Consider the following 18870-nt stretch of genomic DNA (forward strand, 5'->3'; position numbering starts at 1 on the left):
TCCGGCGGGTGGGGATAGGGTTGCCGGCGACAAAGTCGAACACGTGCTGCTGCTTCCACACCTCCGAATAGGGCGCCTCGACGGCTATCCCGCGCAGGTTGGTGTCGTTGTAGACCGGTATATCGATCTGCAGGTAGTCGCCGGGGCGGTATTTGACTTCGGTCGTGTCGCCGTCCGGCTCCAGCACCAGCTCCTTGATGAAGGTGGCCACGTTTTTGTTGCTCACCACCCGGAAGGTCAGCGTCGGCGGTTCGTTGATGCCGTACTCGTCGGCCGACTTGAGGTTGAAGAAGATCTTGCCGTGGCTCTCGCGCACGGCGTGGGTGCGCAGCGCCACGCACACCGGCAGGCGGGCGGGCTTGCCGTCGCGCAGGTCGAACCGGCCGTTGTGCTTGGCGCACTCCACCTGGTGGCCCTTGACCATGCCGTCGGCCAGGTGGGCGTTGCCGTGGGTGCACAGCCCATCGGTGGCGTACAGCTTGTCGTCCGCCGTCCGGTAAATGGCGTAGGTGCGGTGGTTGTGGTCAAAGCGGATCACGTCGCTCTTCAGCAGCTTGGCGCTGTCGCACACCTCTACCCAGCCGCCCACCACCGGCTTGCCTTCGGCCGTGATGGCCGCGCTCTGGGTGGCCGCGTCCGACGGAAAGGTCGGCGTGGGCAGCTTGCGTTTGACGTTCCAGCCCGGCTCCTTGAGCTGCCGCCGGATGGCGGGGATGATCTCGCGGTAGGCTTCCAGCAGCCCGTTGTAAGGCGTGGGCATGTCGGGCCGGACCACGGCGTGCAGCTTGGGCAGGTTGTAGTAGGGCACCAGCGGGAACATGTGGTGCTCCACGTGATAGTTCATGTTCCAGTAGAGGAAACGGGAAATAGGATTCATGTAGATCGTGCGGCTGTTGAGGCGGTGGTCCAGCACATCCTCCGACAATCCGGCATGTTGGGTCACGCCGAAGACGATGGTGAGCCAGCCGCCATAGAGCGTGGGGAGGCCAACCAGCATCGCCGGCAGCCAGCTATGCAGAGCGACGGATAGAACCGCCACCGCCAGCAGAATCGCCAGATAGATGCGCGCGACGACGAAGACCTTCCAGCGCTCCATCTCGGGAATGAATGTTTCCTCCTCAACCGTCAGGCGGCCCGCTGCGTGGACGGCGAGCTTGCGCAGCGCCGTGACGCTCGACTTCAGGGCGAAGAGATTGAGCAGCATGCCGAGGATGTCTGGCGGGCGCTTGACGGAGATTTCCGGATCGCGGCCGACAATGATCGTATCCGTATGGTGGCGCGTATGGCTCCAGCGCCAGACGGTCGGCTCGCGCATGATCATGAAACAGGCGAGCTGATAAACGGCCTCGTTCATCCAGCGCGTCTTGAAGGCGGTGCCATGGCCGCATTCGTGCCAGCGGGAATCGGTCGTCGATCCGTAGAGCACGCCATAGACGATGAAGAAGGGCAGGGCCGCCCAACTGCCCCAGAACCAGACTCCGCCCGCGCCTGCCAGAATCAGCGCACCGAGCCAGATTGCGGTGTCACGGATGGCAGGGCCGTCCTTGCGGCGCATCAGCTCCTTGAGCTGCTTACGGGGGATGGGATGGGCATACCATTCGGCGGAGACGAGGCCGCGTTCGGTGGCGCGGTGCGCTTCCTCCCCGACCAGGCTGTAGTCTCGGGCGGCGTTCCGCGGGCCGGTTGCGGTGATAGTGGCGCTCATTCTCGTCCTCCCTGTCTGGCGCAGGATGCGCAGGCCCATGCGGCCGGCTTTCCGCCGCTATAGCCCAGCGAGCCCGGGCGCAGGATCGGCTGCTTTGGGGGATTCCCCTCATTCAGCTAGAGTTGCGAAAAGAGCGGAGGACAGGGTGGAGCGGCAGAAGACACGCCCGGGACTGGCGGACGTGGCGCGACGCGCCGGCGTTGGGCTTGCGACGGTCGATCGTGTGTTGAACGAGCGTGGCAGCGTCTCCCCTGGCACGGAGCGGCGGGTGATTGATGCGGCGCGAGCACTCGGCCTCCGCCGCATCCTGCCTACGCCGCATGCGCGGCAGGTGCGGATCGAGGTCATCCTCGCTCGCGCCATCACGCCCTTCATGCAGCGGCTGACGCTTGCCATGGGGCAGGTCGCAGAAACCCTCGACCGTTCCATTGTGATCCAGCGCACCAGCCTCGACATGAGCGATCCAGCCTCCGTCGCGCCGCGGATTCTTGGCAGCCGGGCTGACGGGATCATTGTCTATTGCGAGGAGCACCGGGCGAATGTCGCGGCCATCGCAGCTTCGGAGGAGGCAGGTCGGCCGGTGATCTGCGTCGTGACGGACGTTCCGGGGTCTCCGCGTAGTGCTTACGTCGGCATCGACCACGCAAAGGCTGGACGTACGGCGGGTTTCTTCGCCGCGCGCATGGTACGGCGGCCGGGCCGCGCCATCGTCATTTCGACGAGTGAGGGCTTCCGGGCGCACCGGCAGCGGATCGACGGTTTCCGAGAGGCCCTCGCCCTACACAATCCGGACATCGCCGTCATCTCCGGTCTCATCACCGGAGACGACCAGGATCGCGCCTATCATCTGGTGGCGGAGGCGCTCCGGGGCGGGTCGGATGTAACGGCCGTCTATAATACGGGCGGCGGCAATCGCGGCGCGGCCCTGGCGATCCGGGATGCGGGCCGCACGGGCGCCACGCTCTTCCTCGGCCATGAGTTGACGGAGGAGACGCGTGTCCTGCTCCGTTGTGGGGAGATGACGGTGACGATCGACCAGGCACCGGAGCTTCAGGCGCGCCGCTCGATCGACCTCATGCTGAACAGGCTGGGCGTCACGGCCGGACCGAAGATGGAGGCCGAAATCGGCTTCACCCTGCACACGGCCGAGAATTGCTGATCGCCCAAGCGGTTTTTAGCCTTGGTCGCCCTGCTGGATGGGGCGCGGCTTCCGGTCCTCGTCGATCGCGACGAAGGTGAAGACGGCGGTCGTTACCCGTGCGGTGTCGGTCTGGTAGCGCGTGCGCCGCTCGGCCTCGACGGTGATCTTCATCGAGGTTCGGCCCATGGAGAGGAGGTCGGCATAGACGCTGACCTCGTCGCCGACATGAACCGGCGCCAGGAAGGCCATTGCGTCGACGGCGACCGTGACGCAGCGGCCTTTGGCGAGGCGATGGGCCAGATTGCCCGCCGCCAGGTCCATCTGCGACAGCAGCCAGCCGCCGAAGATGTCCCCGGAAGGGTTGGTATCCGCCGGCATGGCGATGACGCGAATCAGAGGCTCACGAATAGCCATGGCCGGAGGTCCTTAGAGACTGCGCTCGATCCAGGCCTTGAGCACGCTTTTCGGCGCGGCGCCGACCTGGGTCGCGGCCGGCTTGCCGTCCTTGAAGAGGATCAGCGTCGGGATGCCGCGGACCGCGTAATTGCTCGGGGTCTGCGGGTTCTCATCGATATTGACCTTCGCGATGGTCAGCTTGCCGGCGTATTCGGCCGAGATCTCTTCGAGTGCGGGAGAGATGGCACGGCACGGGCCGCACCATTCCGCCCAGAAATCAACGACCACGGGGCCGGAGGCGTTTAGAACGTCGGTCTGAAAGCTTGCGTCTGTTACAGACTTGGTATTGCCAGCCATGGGAACCTCGTCTTGATACCGTGCCTTGCGGCGCGGGGGATGGTTGAGTTGGACGGAAGGTGGGACATTCGTCGCCGCCAAGCAAGCTTGACCAAGCGAGTATCAGTTGTGCCGCCTGGGCAGCCAGTCGCGGAATGCAGGATAGGACCATGCAGGAATCGCGCCTGACAACGATTCTGAACGGTTTCGGTATCAGCCTCGGCGACGGCATCATCGGGCTTCAGGCCTTGGCCGCCGCACGGGAGACGGGCGCGCTCACTGGGCGGGTTGTTCTTGGCCGGACGGAGCCGCCAGCAAAGCCCCTGGTGCCACAACTCTATCGCCTGGCCGACGAGTTCGCCGAGGTGCTGCCCATGGCGGAGGCGCCGCGCGCCGGCCGGGTGATCGACATTCGCGACTTCGCCTTTGATCCGCGTTTCGCCTGCGTCTCGATGATCGATTTCTTTCTCGCCCGGTTGGAGATCAAACCCGAAACGATACCGGCCGCGCTCAAGCGTAATCGCTGGCTCCGCGGCTGTGCGGGGGCGCTGCCCCCTCTCGGGTTGCCGCCGGACTATTTCCTGCTTTGCCCGGCTGCATCAATCGCGCTGCGCGACATGCCGGAACCTGTGCAGGCGGCGATTGTTTCGCGTCTGACGGCGCGTGGCTGGGCCCCTGTCGTGACCCAGGGCGCGGCCGTTCCCGGAACGGTTCAGGCGCCCGCCGTCCGGACCATTCAGGCTTTATGCGCGCTGGTGGCCGGTGCCAGTGCCGTGATCTCTACAGACACGGCCATGGTGCATTTGGCCGATGCTTTTGATCGGCCCTGCCTCGCCCTCTTCACGACCCATCGCCCGGAATGGCGGGTGCGGGATTATCCCTTGTGCACGCCGCTCCACCTGCCCGTGCCGGCTTTGCCCGAGAGTATCGAATTCCCTCGCAGCGCGGCTGATCTTCAAGCCGCGCGGGCGGCCTGGTTCCCGGAGGGGGCGGACCTTACCTGGCTGGACCGGGCGCTGGATCAGCTCCTCGACATCCGTGCCACACCCGGCGCGTGAGCGGCGAGCAGCGGCTCCGGTAGCAGCGTAACGGTCACCGTTTCCGTCCAGACCAAGGCGCAGTGGATCGGCCGTCCAGGAAAGATCGTGGCGAGCAAGGCGCGATAGGCCGCCATCTGGCGCAGATAGAGGATCGGCGTCTCCGCCGCCGCGGTGGGCGGCTGCCGGCCGGTCTTGAAGTCGATCGCGAAGACCGCGGTTTCCGTCACCGCCAGCCGGTCGACGATGCCGGTGATGACGAGGCCCGCCACTTCGCCTGCCAGCGGCACCTCTGCCCGGCTGCCGGGGCCGAAGGCCGCCGCCAGATCGGGATGGGCGAGCACGGCCTCGCATTGCGCCAGCACCTCGGCTGCTTCTTCGAGCGCGGACGCGCCGCGCTGCAGGAAGGCAAGCCCGGCGGCGGCACGGGTGTCGGGCGGGAGATCGGGCAGATGCTGCAGCAAGGCATGGATCAGCGTGCCACGGGCGAAGCGGGCACCTCGCGTCGCTCGCCGCGCCAGCGGCGAATCGGCGGCCGGTACGGGGCCGAAGGCCGCATCCTCCGGCCGGCTGGGGGCTAGCGGCCGGGCGCGTTCGGGCTCCACGGGCGGCGGCTCGGCCCGGCCGCCGGGCCCGGACGTCAGCCAGGAGGGGGCGGGCACGGCTTGCGCCGATGCGACGGCCGTGCGCGTGGGCGGCGGCCGGCGCTGCGGTGTGGCGAAAAGCCGGCGGGACGGCGGCCAGGCCTCCTGGTTTTCCTCGTTCGGCGCCGAGAGGCGGTCGAACCCGCGGGTGATCAGCTCGTGCCAGGTGGGCGCACTGCCCGGCGCGCCGCTTTCCCAACCGCAGACGACGAGCCGGTCTTCCGCCCGCGTCATGGCGACATAGAGAAGACGGTGATGCTCCTCCGCAGTGCGTATCTGCAGGCCCGCCTGATAGGCGCGGCTTGCCTCGCAATGGCTGTCCTTGCGTGGGCAGAGGATGGGCAGGTCAAGACCCGTTGTCTCATCGCGCATCCAGAGGAGGGACGCACGGTCGGGCGTCGGCCGGTTGGCAGCGTCCGCCATGATAACGATCGGCGCCTGCAAACCCTTGGAGGCATGAACCGTCATGATGCGCACGGCGTCTCCTGCCGCACCCGGCTCGCGCTTGGCCTCCGCCGTCGATTGCCGCAGCCAGTGCAGAAAGCCCTGCAGGGAGGGCGGATGCGCACTGGTATAGGTCAGCGCCGCCTGCAGGAGTTCGTCCACCGGCTCGGCCGCTTCGGGGCCCAGCCTGCGGAACAGCCGCGCCCTTCCGCCGAGCGCGCCGAGGGCGAGGGAGAGCAGGGCATGGGGCGAGGCATAGTCGACACGCCCCTGCAGCCTCTCGAAGAAGGCCCAGGCGCGGCCCCATTCCGGCCGCTCGCCGGCGCGCACACGCAATGCTTCGGCGAGATGGCGCTGGCTGCGGCCGGCCGCCAGATCCATCAGGCTCTCATCGGAGAGATCCCCCAAGGGGCTGGTCAGCCAGCAGGCGAAGGAGAGATCGTCTTCCGGCAGCAGCAAGCTGTCGGCGAGCGCCATGAGATCCTGCACCGCCGCCTGGGCGGCAAGCTCCAGCCGGTCGAGCCCCGCTACCGGCACGCTGGCTGCCTTCAACTCCCGCACCAGGATGGGCGCGAACGGGGCGCGCTTCTGCAGCAGCACCAGGATGTCGCCGGGCGAGACCGGACGCCCCTGGCTTTCGAGCGTGACCGTGCCGTCCGCCAGCCGAGCGATCCATTGCGCGAGATGGCGCGCGAGCCGGCCGGGTGCTGAGCTTTGACCGAGATTGGTGTCCGGGATTGTCCAGGCCACGGGCGCGGGCACATCCTCCTTGGGCATCAACGGCCACAGTTCGACCAGCCCGCCATCTTCCGACCGTGCTGAATGATGGGCGAGCGGCAGGGCGCCCGCCTCCACCACGCCCCGCGCGGCCTCGGGGTCGGCGAAGACTGCGTCCACGAGCTGCAGCACTGGCGAGACGGAGCGGAAGGAGACATCGAGTGCGCCGTCATGCCAGCCGCGGCGGGCGGCATGCACGCGGCTGCGCAGCCTTTCGCGCCACTCGTCGAAAGAGCGGAGATCGGCCCCCTGGAAGCCGTAGATTGACTGCTTGCGGTCCCCCACCGCGAAGACGCTCCGGCCGATGGCGCCCTCCTCTCCGCGGGTGCCGCTGCCCGCGAAGAATTCCTCCGTCAGGCTGCCGGCGATGGTCCATTGCGTGGGGGCGGTGTCCTGTACCTCGTCCAGCAGCAGATGATCGAGCCCATGGTCGAGCTTGAACAGCACCCAGGCCGCACCCGGATCGCGCAGGAGGTCGTTCGAGCGCAGGATGAGGTCGCCGTAATCCATCAGCCCCTCAACCTGTCGCCGACGTACCTGCTGGCGCAGGATCGGGAGGCAGAGCCGAAGGAAGGAGGCCGAGAGGTGGGCAAGGCGATCTGCCGCAAATGCCTCCTCTACTGCCGCGATTCGCTGCTGCTCGCGCTCGATGACGGGCCAGAGTTCCGGGCGCTGGCCGTCCAGCTTCTTACCGACGAGCGTGCTGCGGGCCAAAGGGTCGCCGGTCTTCCCGAAGAAGCTGGACGCCCAATCGGTCCAGCGCTCCCGGCGCGCAGGGGTGTCGAGAGACATCCAGTCGAGCATCGCATGGGCACGCTCGGCGGCCTTGGCCGGCCCGTCGGTGGCGATGGCGCCGAGGGTCGCGCGGAGATCGCTCCAGGCGCAGGCGGAGACGGCATCCTGCCAAATGTCCTCCTCCCGCCGCACAGCGCCGAGGATGCGGCGCTGGCTCTGCGCGAGGGTTTCGAGATCGAGGCGCAGCAGAGCTTCGCTGCGGTCCCGCGCAGCGTCGACCTGACGGAGCAGCCGGTCAAGATCGTCGGCGGAGAGCTGACTCGCCAGCAGATCGACCGCCGCGCCGAGTGCCGGGTCGCCGTCATGGATACGGGAGAGGAGGGTTTCCTGCTCCTCGCGCAGGCCGAGCAGCGCGTCCCGCTCCTCGATCAGGCGGAAATGAGGGGAGATGCCGGCCTCGAGCGGAAAGCGGCGCAGCAGCGACTGGCAGAAGGCATGGATAGTCTCGATCCGCATGCCGCCGGGCAGGTCGAGCACGATCGCGAAGAGGGACCGCGCGCGCAGGCGATGGGCCGCGGAGGGCAGGACGGAGAGATCCTCCAATGCGCGGTCGAGCGCAGCGTCCGGCAGGCTCACCCATTGGCCAAGCCGATCCTGCAGCCGCAGCGCCATTTCGGCCGCGGCATTGCGGGTGAAGGTGAGGCAGAGGATGCGGCCGGGATCGACGCCGCCGAGCATCAGCCGCAGCAGCCGATCGGTCAGCAGCTTGGTCTTGCCCGAGCCGGCAGAGGCCGCGACGAAGGTGGAGACGCGGGGGTCGGAGGCCGCCATCTGGCTCTGGCTCGCCCGCACCCGCGCATCGGCGGCCGAGGGCGTGGGCGGCAGGGGGAGATCGGGCTGGGGCAGGCCAGGCTGGGGGGAAGCGGTGGTCATCAGCCGTCTTCTCCCGCGCCCGCCCATTCCGCCATGCGGGCGAGGCGGCCATAGGCACTATCCCGCGCCGCACGGCCGGGATGCGGCCGGGCAAGATAGGGTTTGCGCGCATCGTCGAAGCCAGCGATGAGGGCGCGGAGGGCGGTTTCGGATTGGGCGACGAGATCGGCGATGTCGCCCACATCCTCGATGGGGGTGATCACCTCGCCCGGGTCCGCGCCGCCGCGCAAACGCCAATAGCTCATCTCGACGGTCGGGCCGGTATAATCAGCCCCGAAGCCGCCCGCCGCCGCCATGGCGGCCTCCAGCGGCAGCTGCGGCGCGTGCCCCTCCTTGACTCGGCTTTTTTGCGGCACGGTGCCGGTCTTGTAGTCGATGAGGGTGAGGCTGCCATCGGCCCGTCGCTCGATCCGGTCGGCGCGGCCGGTGAGCAGGAAGGGGCCGCCGGGGGCAGAAAGCTGCCACTTGCCCGCAACCTCCGTGCCGATGGCGCGAAGCGAGAGACCGGCGCGGCGCGCCGCCTCGACCTCGGCGATCCAATCGGCGATGCGGAGCAGGCGCGGCCGCCACCAATTGGCCAGCGCCGGTCGCAGCCGCGCTTCGCCCAGTGCCCGCTCCATGGCGATGCGCAGCCGGTGGGGCGCGTCGGGTCGCCATTCGGCGCCGGCTTCGCTCAGAAAGTGCTGCACCCCGGCATGGACGAGACGACCGTAATCCGCCGCATCCGTCGCCTGGTCCAACGGGTCCAATTCCTTCAGGCGCAACACGTGGCGGGCATAGATGGCGTACGGATCGGCCAGCCAGGTTTCGATTTCGGTGATCGAGAGGCGGCGCGGCCGTAGCGCCAGCGCCGGGCGCGGCACGGGCGGACGAGCGGGGGCGGGCGGGCCGGCCGGCTGGTCGATGGACGCGGCCCAGGCGAGCGCCGGATGTCCGGGCAGCGCCAACCCCTGGCCCGCGAGCATGGCCTCCAGCCGCTTCAGCCAGCGCGCCGGCACGGCGGGCGCACCGCTCAGGCGGCGGGGTGCGCTGAGGATGACCGTGGTGGCGGCACAGGCGCCGCCCAGGAAATCATGGGCAGCCTGACCGATCTCCTCCTCGGGCGAAGGCAGGCCGGCCTCGGCCCGCATGCGGCGGCTGAGCCAGGGGCCCGGATCGGGCGCGGGCGGCCAGATCCCTTCCACGAGGCCACCCAGCACCACGACTTCGGCACTTTGCAGGCGCGCTTCGACAAGACCCCAGATGAGGATGCGGGGATGCATCTGGATACCGTCCGCCGCGCCACGGATGGCGCGTCTGCTGCGCACCACCTTCCCTTCGAGCACCGCATCCAACAGGCCAGGCAAAACCGCCGGGCGAGTCTCCGGCAAGGTTGCAAACGCCGAACGCAAGTCGAGCAGGGCGGCGGCCAGTGCTTCGCCCTCCTCGCCGGACCAGAGTCGGGCGGCGCCCGTTTCCTCCGCGGTGGCAGCCAGGGCCTCGGCCGTTTCCATCAAGGCATCGAAGAGCGCGGCGGGTGATTGAAGGACTGTGCCTTCGGCGACACGCAGCAGGGGCAGGAGTGCTGCCTCCAGCCGGTCGAGCAGATCGGCAACCGACGTGGGCGGTGACTCGCGCGCCATGGCGACGGCCTGACGAAGTCCCTGCAACCCGGCAGCGGGACGCGGCCCGCGCAAGCAATGCTGTTCCAACGCGCGCGCCGCAGCACGACAGGCGGCGGGCGAGAGGCCGGCCGCCGTCATCGGATGCTTGAGCAAGGCGAGCAGGGACACGGGCGCCAGTCGGTCCACGACCGCCCGGGCCGCCAAGCGGAGAAGCGTGGCACCTGGCGTTTCAATGAGGGGTTCGCCCGCACTGTCATCCGCGATGACTCCGAAACGGCCGAGTTCCACCGCCACGCGAGCGGCCAGCGCACGATCGGGCGTGATGAGCACGGCACGGGCGGCGGGCGTTTCCAGCGTGTCGCGCAGGATGGTGGCGATGGCGAGCGCCTCCTGCTGCTGGTCGGCCGCCGACAGGCGGTAGAGGCCCGTAACGTCAAGCGCGGCCGGCTCCCGCCAGCGGGTGAGCGCCTCGGCGGGCAGCAGCGCGCGGGCGAGCAAGGCTTCGCGCCCATGCGGCACGGGCTCGGTCGGCCAGGGCTGAACCTCCTCCCGCCGAGCGCCGATGCCGGCGAGAAGGCGCTGCATGCCGGCCTGGGGATGGCCAGGGGTCAGCAGACGCCAGACCTCCTCTGGCATTGTCTCGTCAAGCCCCTGGAAGATGACGGCGCCCTGGGGGAGCTGCGCCACGACGCGGGCGGCATGCGCAAGAGACGGACGTGAGGCGGTCAGCCCCGCGATCCAGACCGGATGGTTCGGCGGTGTCGCCTCCCAGGCCTCGGCCTGGGCATGGAGGAGCCGCACCTGCCGGCCGACGGCGTCGATCAACCCGAACTCCTCCATGATCCGCGGCCATTGCTCGGTCGCGATGGCGAGGAAGGTGAGGGTCTTCTGCCAGTGGGCCGCAAGCTCCTCCGGCACGCTCGCCTGCAGTGCCGCGCTGAGGGAAATCTCGGCTCGGCCCGCCTCGTCCATGAGGGATGCGAGTTCGCGAGCCAGCCGCCAGGTCGCATCCAGTCCGGGGCGGGTGGTGCCGCTCGCTTCCTCGAGCGCGATGATCAGGCGGGAGAGGGTGGCAAGCCGCTCCGCCTCCGGCATCGCGGGTGGCAAGGCGAGGGTACCGCCGCCGAGCGTCAGCGGCGCTTCGTCCGGCGCGCCGATGGCGGCGATGCGGGGCAGGATCAGCGGCCGACCGTCGGTCGCGCGCAGGAAGGCTTCGGATAGCCCGCGCGCCGCGCGGCGGGTGGGGAGAAGAATCAGTCCCTCGGCCAAGCGGCTGTGCCCATAGAGTTTCAGCCAGCGCGCGGCCAGAGCATCGAGAAAGGGGGCGCCGGCCGGAATGTTCCAGAGGCCGAGTTTCAACGCTTTTCGCCCGCGAATCGCTCCCTCAGCTCAATCTCGGCGCGGGCGAGATCGGCAGGCGTCGAGAGGTGGAACCAGAGACCGTCATGCACGATGGCCCGAAGTCGCCCGGCAGCAAGGGCGGCGTCCCAGAGCCGGTTCATGCTGAAGGCTCCGTCAGGGACATCCGTGAAAAGGCTGGGCGAGAGGATCTGCACCCCGGCAAAGAGATAGGGGACCTGCTCATGTTCCTCTGGTCGGCGCGGCACGCCCAGAGGATCGAGCGCGAAGTCGCCCGCGCCAGCTTCGCCGTTCACCTGCGTCACGCGCTGAAGCAGCAGCACCGCATCCGCCTCCTCGGCCGCCTCGGCGCCGGCGAGACGGGCGAGCGTCGGGATCGGCCCGTCCAGCCAATACGCGTCGCCATTGACGACGTAGAAGGGCTGATCACCCAATAAGCCTTCGGCAAGTGCGGCGGCGACGCCGCCACCGGTATCGAGAAGCGAAACCTCCCGTCGGATCACGATCTCCGGGCCGCCCTGGCGCTCCGCCAGGTGCGCCGCGAGCTTCTCTACTTGCCAATGAGCATTGACGACCACCCGCTCGACTCCGGTCTCGGCTAGCCGATCCAGTGCATTATTGAGCAGTGTGCGGCCGCGTAGCGGCAGCAGCGGCTTCGCCGTCTCCGCCGTCAGCGGCCGCATGCGCGTGCCGAGACCGGCCGCGAGGATCATCGCCGTGCGCGGGGAGGGAGTGGGAACGGGAGAGGCCTGGGTCATGTCTCGTCCATAAGCTGCGACAGTCGATCCGGCCAGCCTGCGAGGGTGACGTCGCGCCGTCCGTCCGCTTCCGGCGTGATCATGATCGCGAAGGCCCCGGACGGGGCCTGATTACCGAGGCGATCCGGCCATTCGATCAGGGTGATGTCCTCGAAAGCCTCGTCCAGGCCCAGTTCCCCTAGATCGGGGCCAGGTTCGACCCGCCAGAGATCATAGTGATGCACAAGCCCGCGCGGCGTCTCGTAGGTTTGCACCAGGGTGAAGCTCGGGCTCGGGACCTCGAGTGCTGGGTCTTCGGTGAGGGCACGGAGAATGGCACGGGCCAGCGCGCTCTTGCCCGCGCCGAGCGGGCCTGAGAGCAACACGGCATCGCCCGGCTGCAACAGGGCCGCGATGCGGCGGGCAAAGCGTTCCGTCGCATCCAGGCTAGGCAGGGTCAGGCGGCGCGGGCCTGCTTGCGGGTCACTCATGGCGCGGACCATGCCCCAAGGCTGGACGGACCGGAAGGCCAACGCCTATCTACCGGGCCTTATTTGAAGAGGACGAGGGCCGCATGGCTGACACCATCGATACCGATGTCGCGATCGTGGGCGCTGGGCCGGCTGGTCTTTTCGCCGTCTTCGAATGCGGCATGCTGAAGATGAGCAGCCTTCTCATCGACGCGCTGGATGAGGTCGGCGGCCAATGCGCGGCCCTTTACCCGGAAAAGCCGATCTACGACATCCCGGCCCATCCCGCGATCGACGCGGCGGATCTGGTGGCGAAGCTGGAGACGCAAATCGCGCCCTTCGGCGCACCCCGCCTGCTCGGCCGCCGCGTCGTGGGGCTGTCGGGCGAGGCCGGTGCCCTCACACTCACGACCGACAAAGGCGATAGGGTCACGGCGCGCGCGGTAATCATCGCAGCCGGTGCTGGCGCCTTCGGGCCGAACCGCCCGCCCTTGGACGGGCTGGATGCCTATGAGGCTACAGGCAGCGTGCAGTATTACGTGCGCCGGCGGGAGGATTTCCGCGGGAAGCGGGTGGTGATTGCGGGCGGCGGAGATTCGGCGGTTGACTGGGCTCTGGCGTTGAAGGACGTGGCGGCCTCGATCGCTGTCATCCATCGTCGCCCAAAGTTCCGCGCCGCCCCCGAGATGGCCGCGCGGTTGGATGAGGCCGCGGCCTCCGGTGCGATCGAGATGGTTGTGCCCTATCAGTTGCATGGGCTGGAAGGCGAGGCGGGTATGCTGACCGGCGTCACGGTCGCCACCCTTCAGGGAGAGCAAAAGACCCTGGTCGCCGATGTGCTGCTGCCATTCTTCGGGCTTTCGATGGATCTCGGGCCGATCGCGGAATGGGGCCTGGCGCTGGAGCGCCACCATCTGCCGGTCGTACCGGCGACCTGCGAGACAACGATGCCAGGGGTTTTTGCGATCGGTGACGTCGCGACCTATCCCGGCAAGTTGAAACTCATTCTGCAGGGTTTTTCAGAGGCCGCGATGGCGGCCCATGCCATTCACCCGATTGTGCACCCGGGTCAGGCGCTGCATTTCGAATACTCGACCAGCAAAGGCGTGCCCGGCTGATCGCAGGCGAGTCTGATCGCAGGCAGCAGCGGCGGGACGGTGCGCATGCACCCGCCCCGCCGCCGAACGGACCTATAGAATGAGCAGCACGATGATGATGATCACAATCAGCCCAAGTCCGCCGCCCAGGCCATAGCCATAGGGGCTGCCGAAACCGCCGCCGACGAAGCCGTAGCCACCGCCGAAGATCAGCAGCAGAATTAGGATGATGAGTAGAAGTCTCATGGTAATTTCCCGCTAGGTGACACCGTTGTAACCTAGCTGGGCATAGTTTCCGTCCCGGCAAGAGCCGGCCGCGGCCTTTCACCCTTTCACGACTGGGTATTTGACAGCGAGGCGCGCGGTTTCAGCTGGGGGGCGGTCCGGCCGTGTAGGTCGCGAGCACGGCTTCCGTTTCGATGTCGACCTCCTGCAGCCGCACCTCATAGCCCCAGAGCTGGGCGACGTGACGCAGCGTCGCCTCGGCGTCGCGCTGCGCCAGAAGTTCTCCCGGGCGCGTCCGGTGCTGCAAGAGAAGCCGCCGGTCGCCCGCCAGATCGACGTCTACGACCTCGACATCCGGATCATGTGCTGCCGGATCGTAGCTCGAGGCGAGACTTCGGCGGATCGCCCGGTAGCCGGCATCGTCATGGATCGCGTCCACCACCAGGGCGGAATCCGCCGTATCGTCCAGCAGCCGGAACATGCGGAACTGGCGGATGACGGCGGGGGAGAGGAACTGGAGTACGAAGCTCTCGTCGCGGAAATTCGCCCAGGCATAGCGCAGCGTGCCGATGGGATCGCGATTGCCTGCGATGTCGGGGAACCAGCTGCGATCCTCTGCCGTCGGTTCAATGCAGATCCGCTCGATATCCCGCATCATGGCATAGCCGAGCGCATAGGGGTTGAAGCCGGGGCCGCCCGCAGGATGGTCGAAGTCGATCTGGGTGATGACGTTGCTGGTGGAGTGGAGGACCTCCATGAAGGCGGCGTCGTTGATCTGTCCTGTCTCATGCAGCCGGGTCATGATGCGCTGATGCACCCAGGTGGCGCAGCCCTCATTCATCACCTTGGCCTGTGGCTGGGGATAGAAATACTGCGCGATCAAGCGCACGATGCGGATCACCTCGCGCTGCCAGGACTGCAGTTTGGGCGCCACCTTTTCGAGGAAATAGAGCAGATTCTCCTCGGGCAGGCCAAGGCGGCGCCGGCGCTCGGCCGCAGTGTCGGTGGTGTGTTTCACCTTGCCCGCCGGCAAGGTGCGCCAGAGATCGTCGAAGACCTTCTCATCATAGTCCCGCCGCTCACGCTCCCGCTTCTGGTCGAGCTTGAGGTTGAGCGGACGTGCACCGCCATGGCGGTGTACGCCGTGGCGGGACAGCGCATGCGCCGCGTCCAGCACGCGCTCGACCGCGGCAACGCCGTGCTGATCCTCACAGGAGGCGATGTAGGAGCGGGCAAACTCGAGATAGTCGAGAATGGCCGAGGCTTCGGTCCATTGTCGGAACAGATGGTTGTTGCGGAAGAAATGATTGTGGCCGAAGGCGGCATGAGCGATGACGAGGGCCTGCATCGTCGCGGTATTCTCTTCCATCAGATAGCTGATGCAGGGATTGGAGTTGATCACCACCTCATAGGCGAGGCTCGAATAGCCACGGCGGTAGCTCGCCTCGTGCTGGAGGAAGCGCTTGCCATAGGACCAGTGGCGATAGGTCAGCGGCATGCCGTGCGCTGTATAGACGTCCAGCATCTGCTCGGCCGTGATGATCTCAATCCGGTTGGGATAAACGTCGAGCCCGAGTTCCTCCACGGCGATGCGCTCGATGGCGTCGTAGCTGCGCTGCAGGATCGGAAAATCCCAGTCGGCACCTTCGTAGAGCAGAGGGCGGTCGGTCACGCGGTTACCTTGCGGGCGAAGAGTTGACGGAAGACCGAGAAGATGTCGCGCCGGTCCGAGACGCGGGCGACAGCGAGACGGTGGTCTCTTTCGGACAGCGGCGCGTAGCCGCGCCAGAGCTCGGTTTCGCCGCGAATGACAGCCATGGTGCCGACTTCGATATAGGCGAAATACTGCACCAGCGGCAGGATCTCCGCCTCCAGCATGGCGACGGATTTCTGCGTGTCGCTGGTTGAGTTATCGCCATCCGAGGCCTGCGCCACGTAGATGTTCCAGCTTTCGGCCGGGTAGCGTTCGTGCTGGATGCGCCGGAATTCAGTAAGCGCGGTGGAGACGACTGTGCCGCCGGTTCGCGGATCGGTGAAGAAGGTCTGTTCGTCCACCTCCTCCGCCGTTTCCGTGTGGCGGATGAAGACGAGATCGACATGCTTGTAACGCCGCTCGAGAAAGACATGCAGCAGCAGGAAGAACCGCTTGGCGAGGTCCTTCATCTGCTCAGACATCGAGCCCGAAACATCCATCAGGCAGAACATGACGGCACGGGCGGAGGGTTTGGGCACCTGGGTGAAGCGGCGATAGCGGAGATCGACCGGGTCGATCCAGGGGATGCGCCGCTGGCGGAGCAGCACCGTCTCGCGCTCCGCCCGCAGCAGGCGGAGCCGGTCGGCATCCTCCCGCGATTTCTCCAGCCGGTCGATTTCGGCGTCGAGTTCCAGGATTTCCGGCGTCTTCGGGCGTTTGAGGCCGATACGCCGCGCCATGGACTGGCGCATGCTGCGCGCCATGTCGATCTGCGAGGGGGCGCCGTCCGTCGAAATGCCGGTGCGCATGGGGGCGGTGGTTTCGGTCGCGACGATCTGGCTTTTGACGAGATCGGGAAGTTCCAGATCCTCGAAGAAGAGATCCATGAACTCGTCGCGGGTCAGGACGAAGCGGAAGCCATCCTCGCCGCCGCTGCCACTGCCCTGGCCGCCGTCGTCGCCTGCGCCGCCCTGGCCGCCGGGCGGGCGCTGAAGGCGGTCGCCCGTCGAAAATTCCTTGTTCCCTGCGAAGATGATGCGACGCTGACCCTTGGTGAAGACCGTGTGAAAGCTCGGCTCGTTCAGGGTATCCGCGGGAATGGTGACGCTCTGGTCACGCCCCACCTCGCGGATGGTACCCTGATCGATCGCGGTCCGTGCCGCCCGGGCCACAGCGGCCCGGGCCCTTTTCAAAACCCGCTGTCGGTTTTCGAGGTTCTTGCCGTGCGGATTGCGTCTGCGGTCGATGATCTCCAAGGGATTGTCTCAGGCTGATTGCTTGACGCGCATATACCATTCGACCAGGCGACGGACCTGCCGTTCGGTGTAGCCGCGCGAGGTCATGCGGAGCACAAAGTCATTATGCTTCCGCTCAGTGTCGTTATCCTTTTTGGAGCCGAAGCTGATGACCGGCAGCAGGTCCTCGACCTGACTGAACATCCGCTTCTCGATCACCTCGCGGATCTTTTCATAGGAAGTCCAGGATGGGTTGACCCCGCCACTACTGGCGCGGGTTCGCAGCGCGAATTTCACCACTTCGTTTCTGAAATCCTTCGGATTGGCGATTCCGGCGGGCTTTTCGATCTTGGTCAATTCGGCGTTCAGAAGCTCACGGTTGAGCATCTGCCCCGTATCCGGGTCTTTGAAGTCCTGGTCTTCGATCCAGGCATCAGCATAGTCCAGATACCGATCGAACAGGTTCTGTCCGTAATCGCCATAGCTCTCAAGGTACGCCTTTTGGATTTCGTTGCCAATGAATTCCGCGTAACGCGAGGCCAGCTCGTCCTTGATGGTGGCGATATAGGCCGATTCAGTATCGGGCGGGAATTGCTCACGCCTGATCGCCTGTTCCAGGACATACATGAGATGCACGGGATCGGCCGCGACCTCGGCCGAGGAATAGTTGAAGGTTTCGGATAGCACCTTGTAGGCGAAGCGCGTGGAGATGCCGTCCATCCCTTCGTCCACGCCGGCGGAATCCTTGTATTCCTGCATGGTCTTCACCTTGGGATCGGTCTCGCGGATGTTCTCTCCGTCATAGACGCGCATCTTGGCGAATGGCCGGGAATTGGCATGCGGCTTGAGGCGGGAGAGCACGGCGAAACGCGCCAGCATCTCCAGGGTATGCGGCGCGCAGGGCGCATCCGCCAGCGCCGAGCCGGAGATCAGCTTTTCGTAGATCTTTCCCTCTTCGGTCACCCGCAGGCAGTAGGGAACCTTGACCACACTGACGCGGTCAAGAAAGGCCTCGTTGGTGCGGTTGTTGCGGAAGCTCTGCCACTCCGCCTCATTGGAATGGGCGAGAATAATCCCTTGGAACGGGATGGCGCCGATATTCTCGGTGCCGATGTAGTTGCCCTCCTGCGTCGCCGTCAGCAGCGGATGCAGCATCTTGATCGGCGCCTTGAACATTTCCACGAACTCGAGAACGCCCTGGTTGGCGCGGTTGAGCCCGCCTGAGAAGCTGTAGGCGTCCGGATCGTTCTGCGCGTAGCTCTCAAGTTTGCGGATATCGACCTTGCCGACCAGCGAGGAGATGTCCTGGTTGTTCTCGTCGCCCGGCTCCGTCTTGGCGATCGCCATCTGGCGTAGCTTGGACGGATAGAGCTTCACCACCTCGAACTTCGAGATGTCGCCGCCGAACTCGTCGAGGCGCTTGACCGCCCACGGGCTCATCAGGCCGCCGAGACGGTGACGCTCGACGCCGTATTTCTCGGCCAGGAGATTGGTCAGCTCGGTCGAGCGGAAGAGGCCGAGCGGAGATTCGAACACCGGGCTGATCGCGTCGCCGGCCTTGAGGACATAGATGGGGTTCTTCTCCATCAGGTCCTTCAGCCGCTCGGCGAGGGAGGACTTGCCGCCGCCAACCGGGCCCAGCAGGTAAAGAATCTGCCGCTTCTCTTCCAGACCCTGCGCCGCATGCTTGAAGTAGCCGACGATGCGCTCGATCGTGTCTTCCATGCCGTAGAAGCCGTCGAAGGCGCGATAGATCTTGATCGTGCGGTTGAAGAAGAGACGGGCGAGGCGATTGTCCTGCGCGGTGTCGACCAGCTCGGGTTCGCCGATCGCGGCGACCATGCGCTCCGCCGGGCCCGCGTACATCATCTTGTCGTCGCGCGCCGCGAGCAGCCAGTCGCGCAGGGACATGGTTTCGAACCGTTCCCGCTGATAGTCGCGGGAGAAGATGTCAAAGACGTCGAGCGAACTCATACCTCTGACTCCTTTGTCGCACCTCCCAGACTCTTACGTTGGGATGGCGCGAGTATCTGACAAGCGTTAGGCCGACCCCACCTTCTTCAATTCACTGTGTCCGGCATTGTCGCGCTTCTTGTTAAACGAATGCCGAACATCCCTCTCAAGTTCCATTCATGCGCGCAAACGATCGCCACCGCCCGCACGTACCGTGCGTCCGCCCTCCCCCGACATTCCTTCACCTGATCCGCCCAGCCCATCCGCTAACTTCAATGCCAGCTTGGCTGATTCGATTCGAGTGTACGCCGGTTAACGCCTTTGGCAATGCGTAGTCGCTCATTTGTGG

At 66.5% G+C, this 18870-nt stretch carries 14 protein-coding genes; 3 read left to right on the top strand and 11 right to left on the bottom strand.

Annotated elements, in window-relative coordinates; genetic code table 11:
- A partial coding sequence (locus VL752_RS00905) for a fatty acid desaturase (RefSeq protein WP_325351845.1) occupies positions 1-1705 on the bottom strand: 1705 nt, incomplete at its 3' end.
- 145 nt (positions 1706-1850) lie between these two features.
- On the opposite strand from VL752_RS00905, the gene VL752_RS00910 reads away from it, so the two are divergent.
- Positions 1851-2864, top strand: a complete 1014-nt coding sequence (locus tag VL752_RS00910) for a LacI family DNA-binding transcriptional regulator (RefSeq protein WP_325351846.1) — start codon at positions 1851-1853, stop codon at positions 2862-2864.
- A gap of 15 nt (positions 2865-2879) precedes the next feature.
- On the opposite strand, the gene VL752_RS00915 is transcribed toward VL752_RS00910, so the two are convergent.
- Both VL752_RS00915 and trxA read right to left on the bottom strand, forming a co-directional pair.
- Positions 2880-3260, bottom strand: a complete 381-nt coding sequence (locus VL752_RS00915) for an acyl-CoA thioesterase (RefSeq protein WP_325351847.1) — start codon at positions 3258-3260, stop codon at positions 2880-2882.
- A 12-nt stretch (positions 3261-3272) separates the two neighbouring features.
- A complete protein-coding gene (gene trxA, locus VL752_RS00920; RefSeq protein ID WP_325351848.1) occupies positions 3273-3599 on the bottom strand; it encodes a thioredoxin TrxA in 327 nt (108 codons plus the stop codon).
- A 149-nt stretch (positions 3600-3748) separates the two neighbouring features.
- Here trxA and VL752_RS00925 point away from each other — a divergent pair, with 149 nt between their 5' ends.
- Entirely contained in the window at positions 3749-4636 is an 888-nt protein-coding gene (locus VL752_RS00925; RefSeq protein WP_325351849.1) for a glycosyltransferase family 9 protein, read from the top strand.
- Here the strand turns inward: VL752_RS00925 and addA are convergent.
- From addA to tsaE, 4 genes are read right to left on the bottom strand one after another with little or no spacing between them, the layout of a single operon-like run.
- On the bottom strand, positions 4600-8148 hold the full coding sequence (gene addA / locus VL752_RS00930; RefSeq protein WP_325351850.1) for a double-strand break repair helicase AddA: 3549 nt from the start codon (positions 8146-8148) through the stop codon (positions 4600-4602). The genes VL752_RS00925 and addA overlap by 37 nt on opposite strands.
- Positions 8148-11111, bottom strand: coding sequence for a double-strand break repair protein AddB (gene addB / locus VL752_RS00935; protein WP_325351851.1), 2964 nt, complete (start codon positions 11109-11111; stop codon positions 8148-8150). Before addB ends, addA begins: the two co-directional genes overlap by 1 nt.
- The gene (locus VL752_RS00940) at positions 11108-11869 is read right to left on the bottom strand and encodes a nucleotidyltransferase family protein (protein ID WP_325351852.1); all 762 of its coding nucleotides are present in this window, start codon (positions 11867-11869) and stop codon (positions 11108-11110) included. The genes addB and VL752_RS00940 overlap by 4 nt, the downstream gene beginning before the upstream one ends.
- Positions 11866-12339 (bottom strand): tRNA (adenosine(37)-N6)-threonylcarbamoyltransferase complex ATPase subunit type 1 TsaE, encoded by a 474-nt coding sequence (gene tsaE, locus VL752_RS00945; protein ID WP_325351853.1) that lies wholly within the window; start codon positions 12337-12339, stop codon positions 11866-11868. Before tsaE ends, VL752_RS00940 begins: the two co-directional genes overlap by 4 nt.
- Positions 12340-12422: 83 nt before the next feature.
- On the opposite strand from tsaE, the gene VL752_RS00950 reads away from it, so the two are divergent.
- On the top strand, positions 12423-13436 hold the full coding sequence (locus tag VL752_RS00950; RefSeq protein WP_325351854.1) for an NAD(P)/FAD-dependent oxidoreductase: 1014 nt from the start codon (positions 12423-12425) through the stop codon (positions 13434-13436).
- 72 nt (positions 13437-13508) lie between these two features.
- Here the strand turns inward: VL752_RS00950 and VL752_RS00955 are convergent, their stop codons facing one another.
- From VL752_RS00955 to VL752_RS00970, 4 genes are all read right to left on the bottom strand, one after another.
- Entirely contained in the window at positions 13509-13661 is a 153-nt protein-coding gene (locus VL752_RS00955) for a DUF3309 domain-containing protein (protein ID WP_325351855.1), read from the bottom strand.
- Between the two features lie 121 nt (positions 13662-13782).
- Positions 13783-15312: a SpoVR family protein gene (locus tag VL752_RS00960; RefSeq protein WP_325351856.1), complete on the bottom strand. Its 1530-nt coding sequence runs from the start codon at positions 15310-15312 to the stop codon at positions 13783-13785.
- Positions 15309-16589: a YeaH/YhbH family protein gene (locus VL752_RS00965; protein WP_325351857.1), complete on the bottom strand. Its 1281-nt coding sequence runs from the start codon at positions 16587-16589 to the stop codon at positions 15309-15311. The genes VL752_RS00960 and VL752_RS00965 overlap by 4 nt, the downstream gene beginning before the upstream one ends.
- 9 nt (positions 16590-16598) lie before the next feature.
- Positions 16599-18542, bottom strand: coding sequence for a PrkA family serine protein kinase (locus tag VL752_RS00970; protein WP_325351858.1), 1944 nt, complete (start codon positions 18540-18542; stop codon positions 16599-16601).
- Positions 18543-18870 lie beyond the last annotated feature (328 nt).

Origin of the sequence: Acidisoma sp. (assembly GCF_035492295.1) — a bacterium.
Classification (GTDB): Bacteria; Pseudomonadota; Alphaproteobacteria; order Acetobacterales; family Acetobacteraceae; genus Acidisoma.

What these genes read in the sequence shown, in the direction of transcription:
- VL752_RS00915 (WP_325351847.1), bottom strand. Translation starts at nt 3,260, where the DNA reads ATGGCTATTCGTGAGCCTCTGATTCGCGTCATCGCCATGCCGGCGGAT.
- trxA (WP_325351848.1), bottom strand. Translation starts at nt 3,599, where the DNA reads ATGGCTGGCAATACCAAGTCTGTAACAGACGCAAGCTTTCAGACCGAC.
- VL752_RS00925 (WP_325351849.1), top strand. Translation starts at nt 3,749, where the DNA reads ATGCAGGAATCGCGCCTGACAACGATTCTGAACGGTTTCGGTATCAGC.
- addA (WP_325351850.1), bottom strand. Translation starts at nt 8,148, where the DNA reads ATGACCACCGCTTCCCCCCAGCCTGGCCTGCCCCAGCCCGATCTCCCC.
- VL752_RS00940 (WP_325351852.1), bottom strand. Translation starts at nt 11,869, where the DNA reads ATGACCCAGGCCTCTCCCGTTCCCACTCCCTCCCCGCGCACGGCGATG.
- tsaE (WP_325351853.1), bottom strand. Translation starts at nt 12,339, where the DNA reads ATGAGTGACCCGCAAGCAGGCCCGCGCCGCCTGACCCTGCCTAGCCTG.
- VL752_RS00950 (WP_325351854.1), top strand. Translation starts at nt 12,423, where the DNA reads ATGGCTGACACCATCGATACCGATGTCGCGATCGTGGGCGCTGGGCCG.
- VL752_RS00955 (WP_325351855.1), bottom strand. Translation starts at nt 13,661, where the DNA reads ATGAGACTTCTACTCATCATCCTAATTCTGCTGCTGATCTTCGGCGGT.
- VL752_RS00970 (WP_325351858.1), bottom strand. Translation starts at nt 18,542, where the DNA reads ATGAGTTCGCTCGACGTCTTTGACATCTTCTCCCGCGACTATCAGCGG.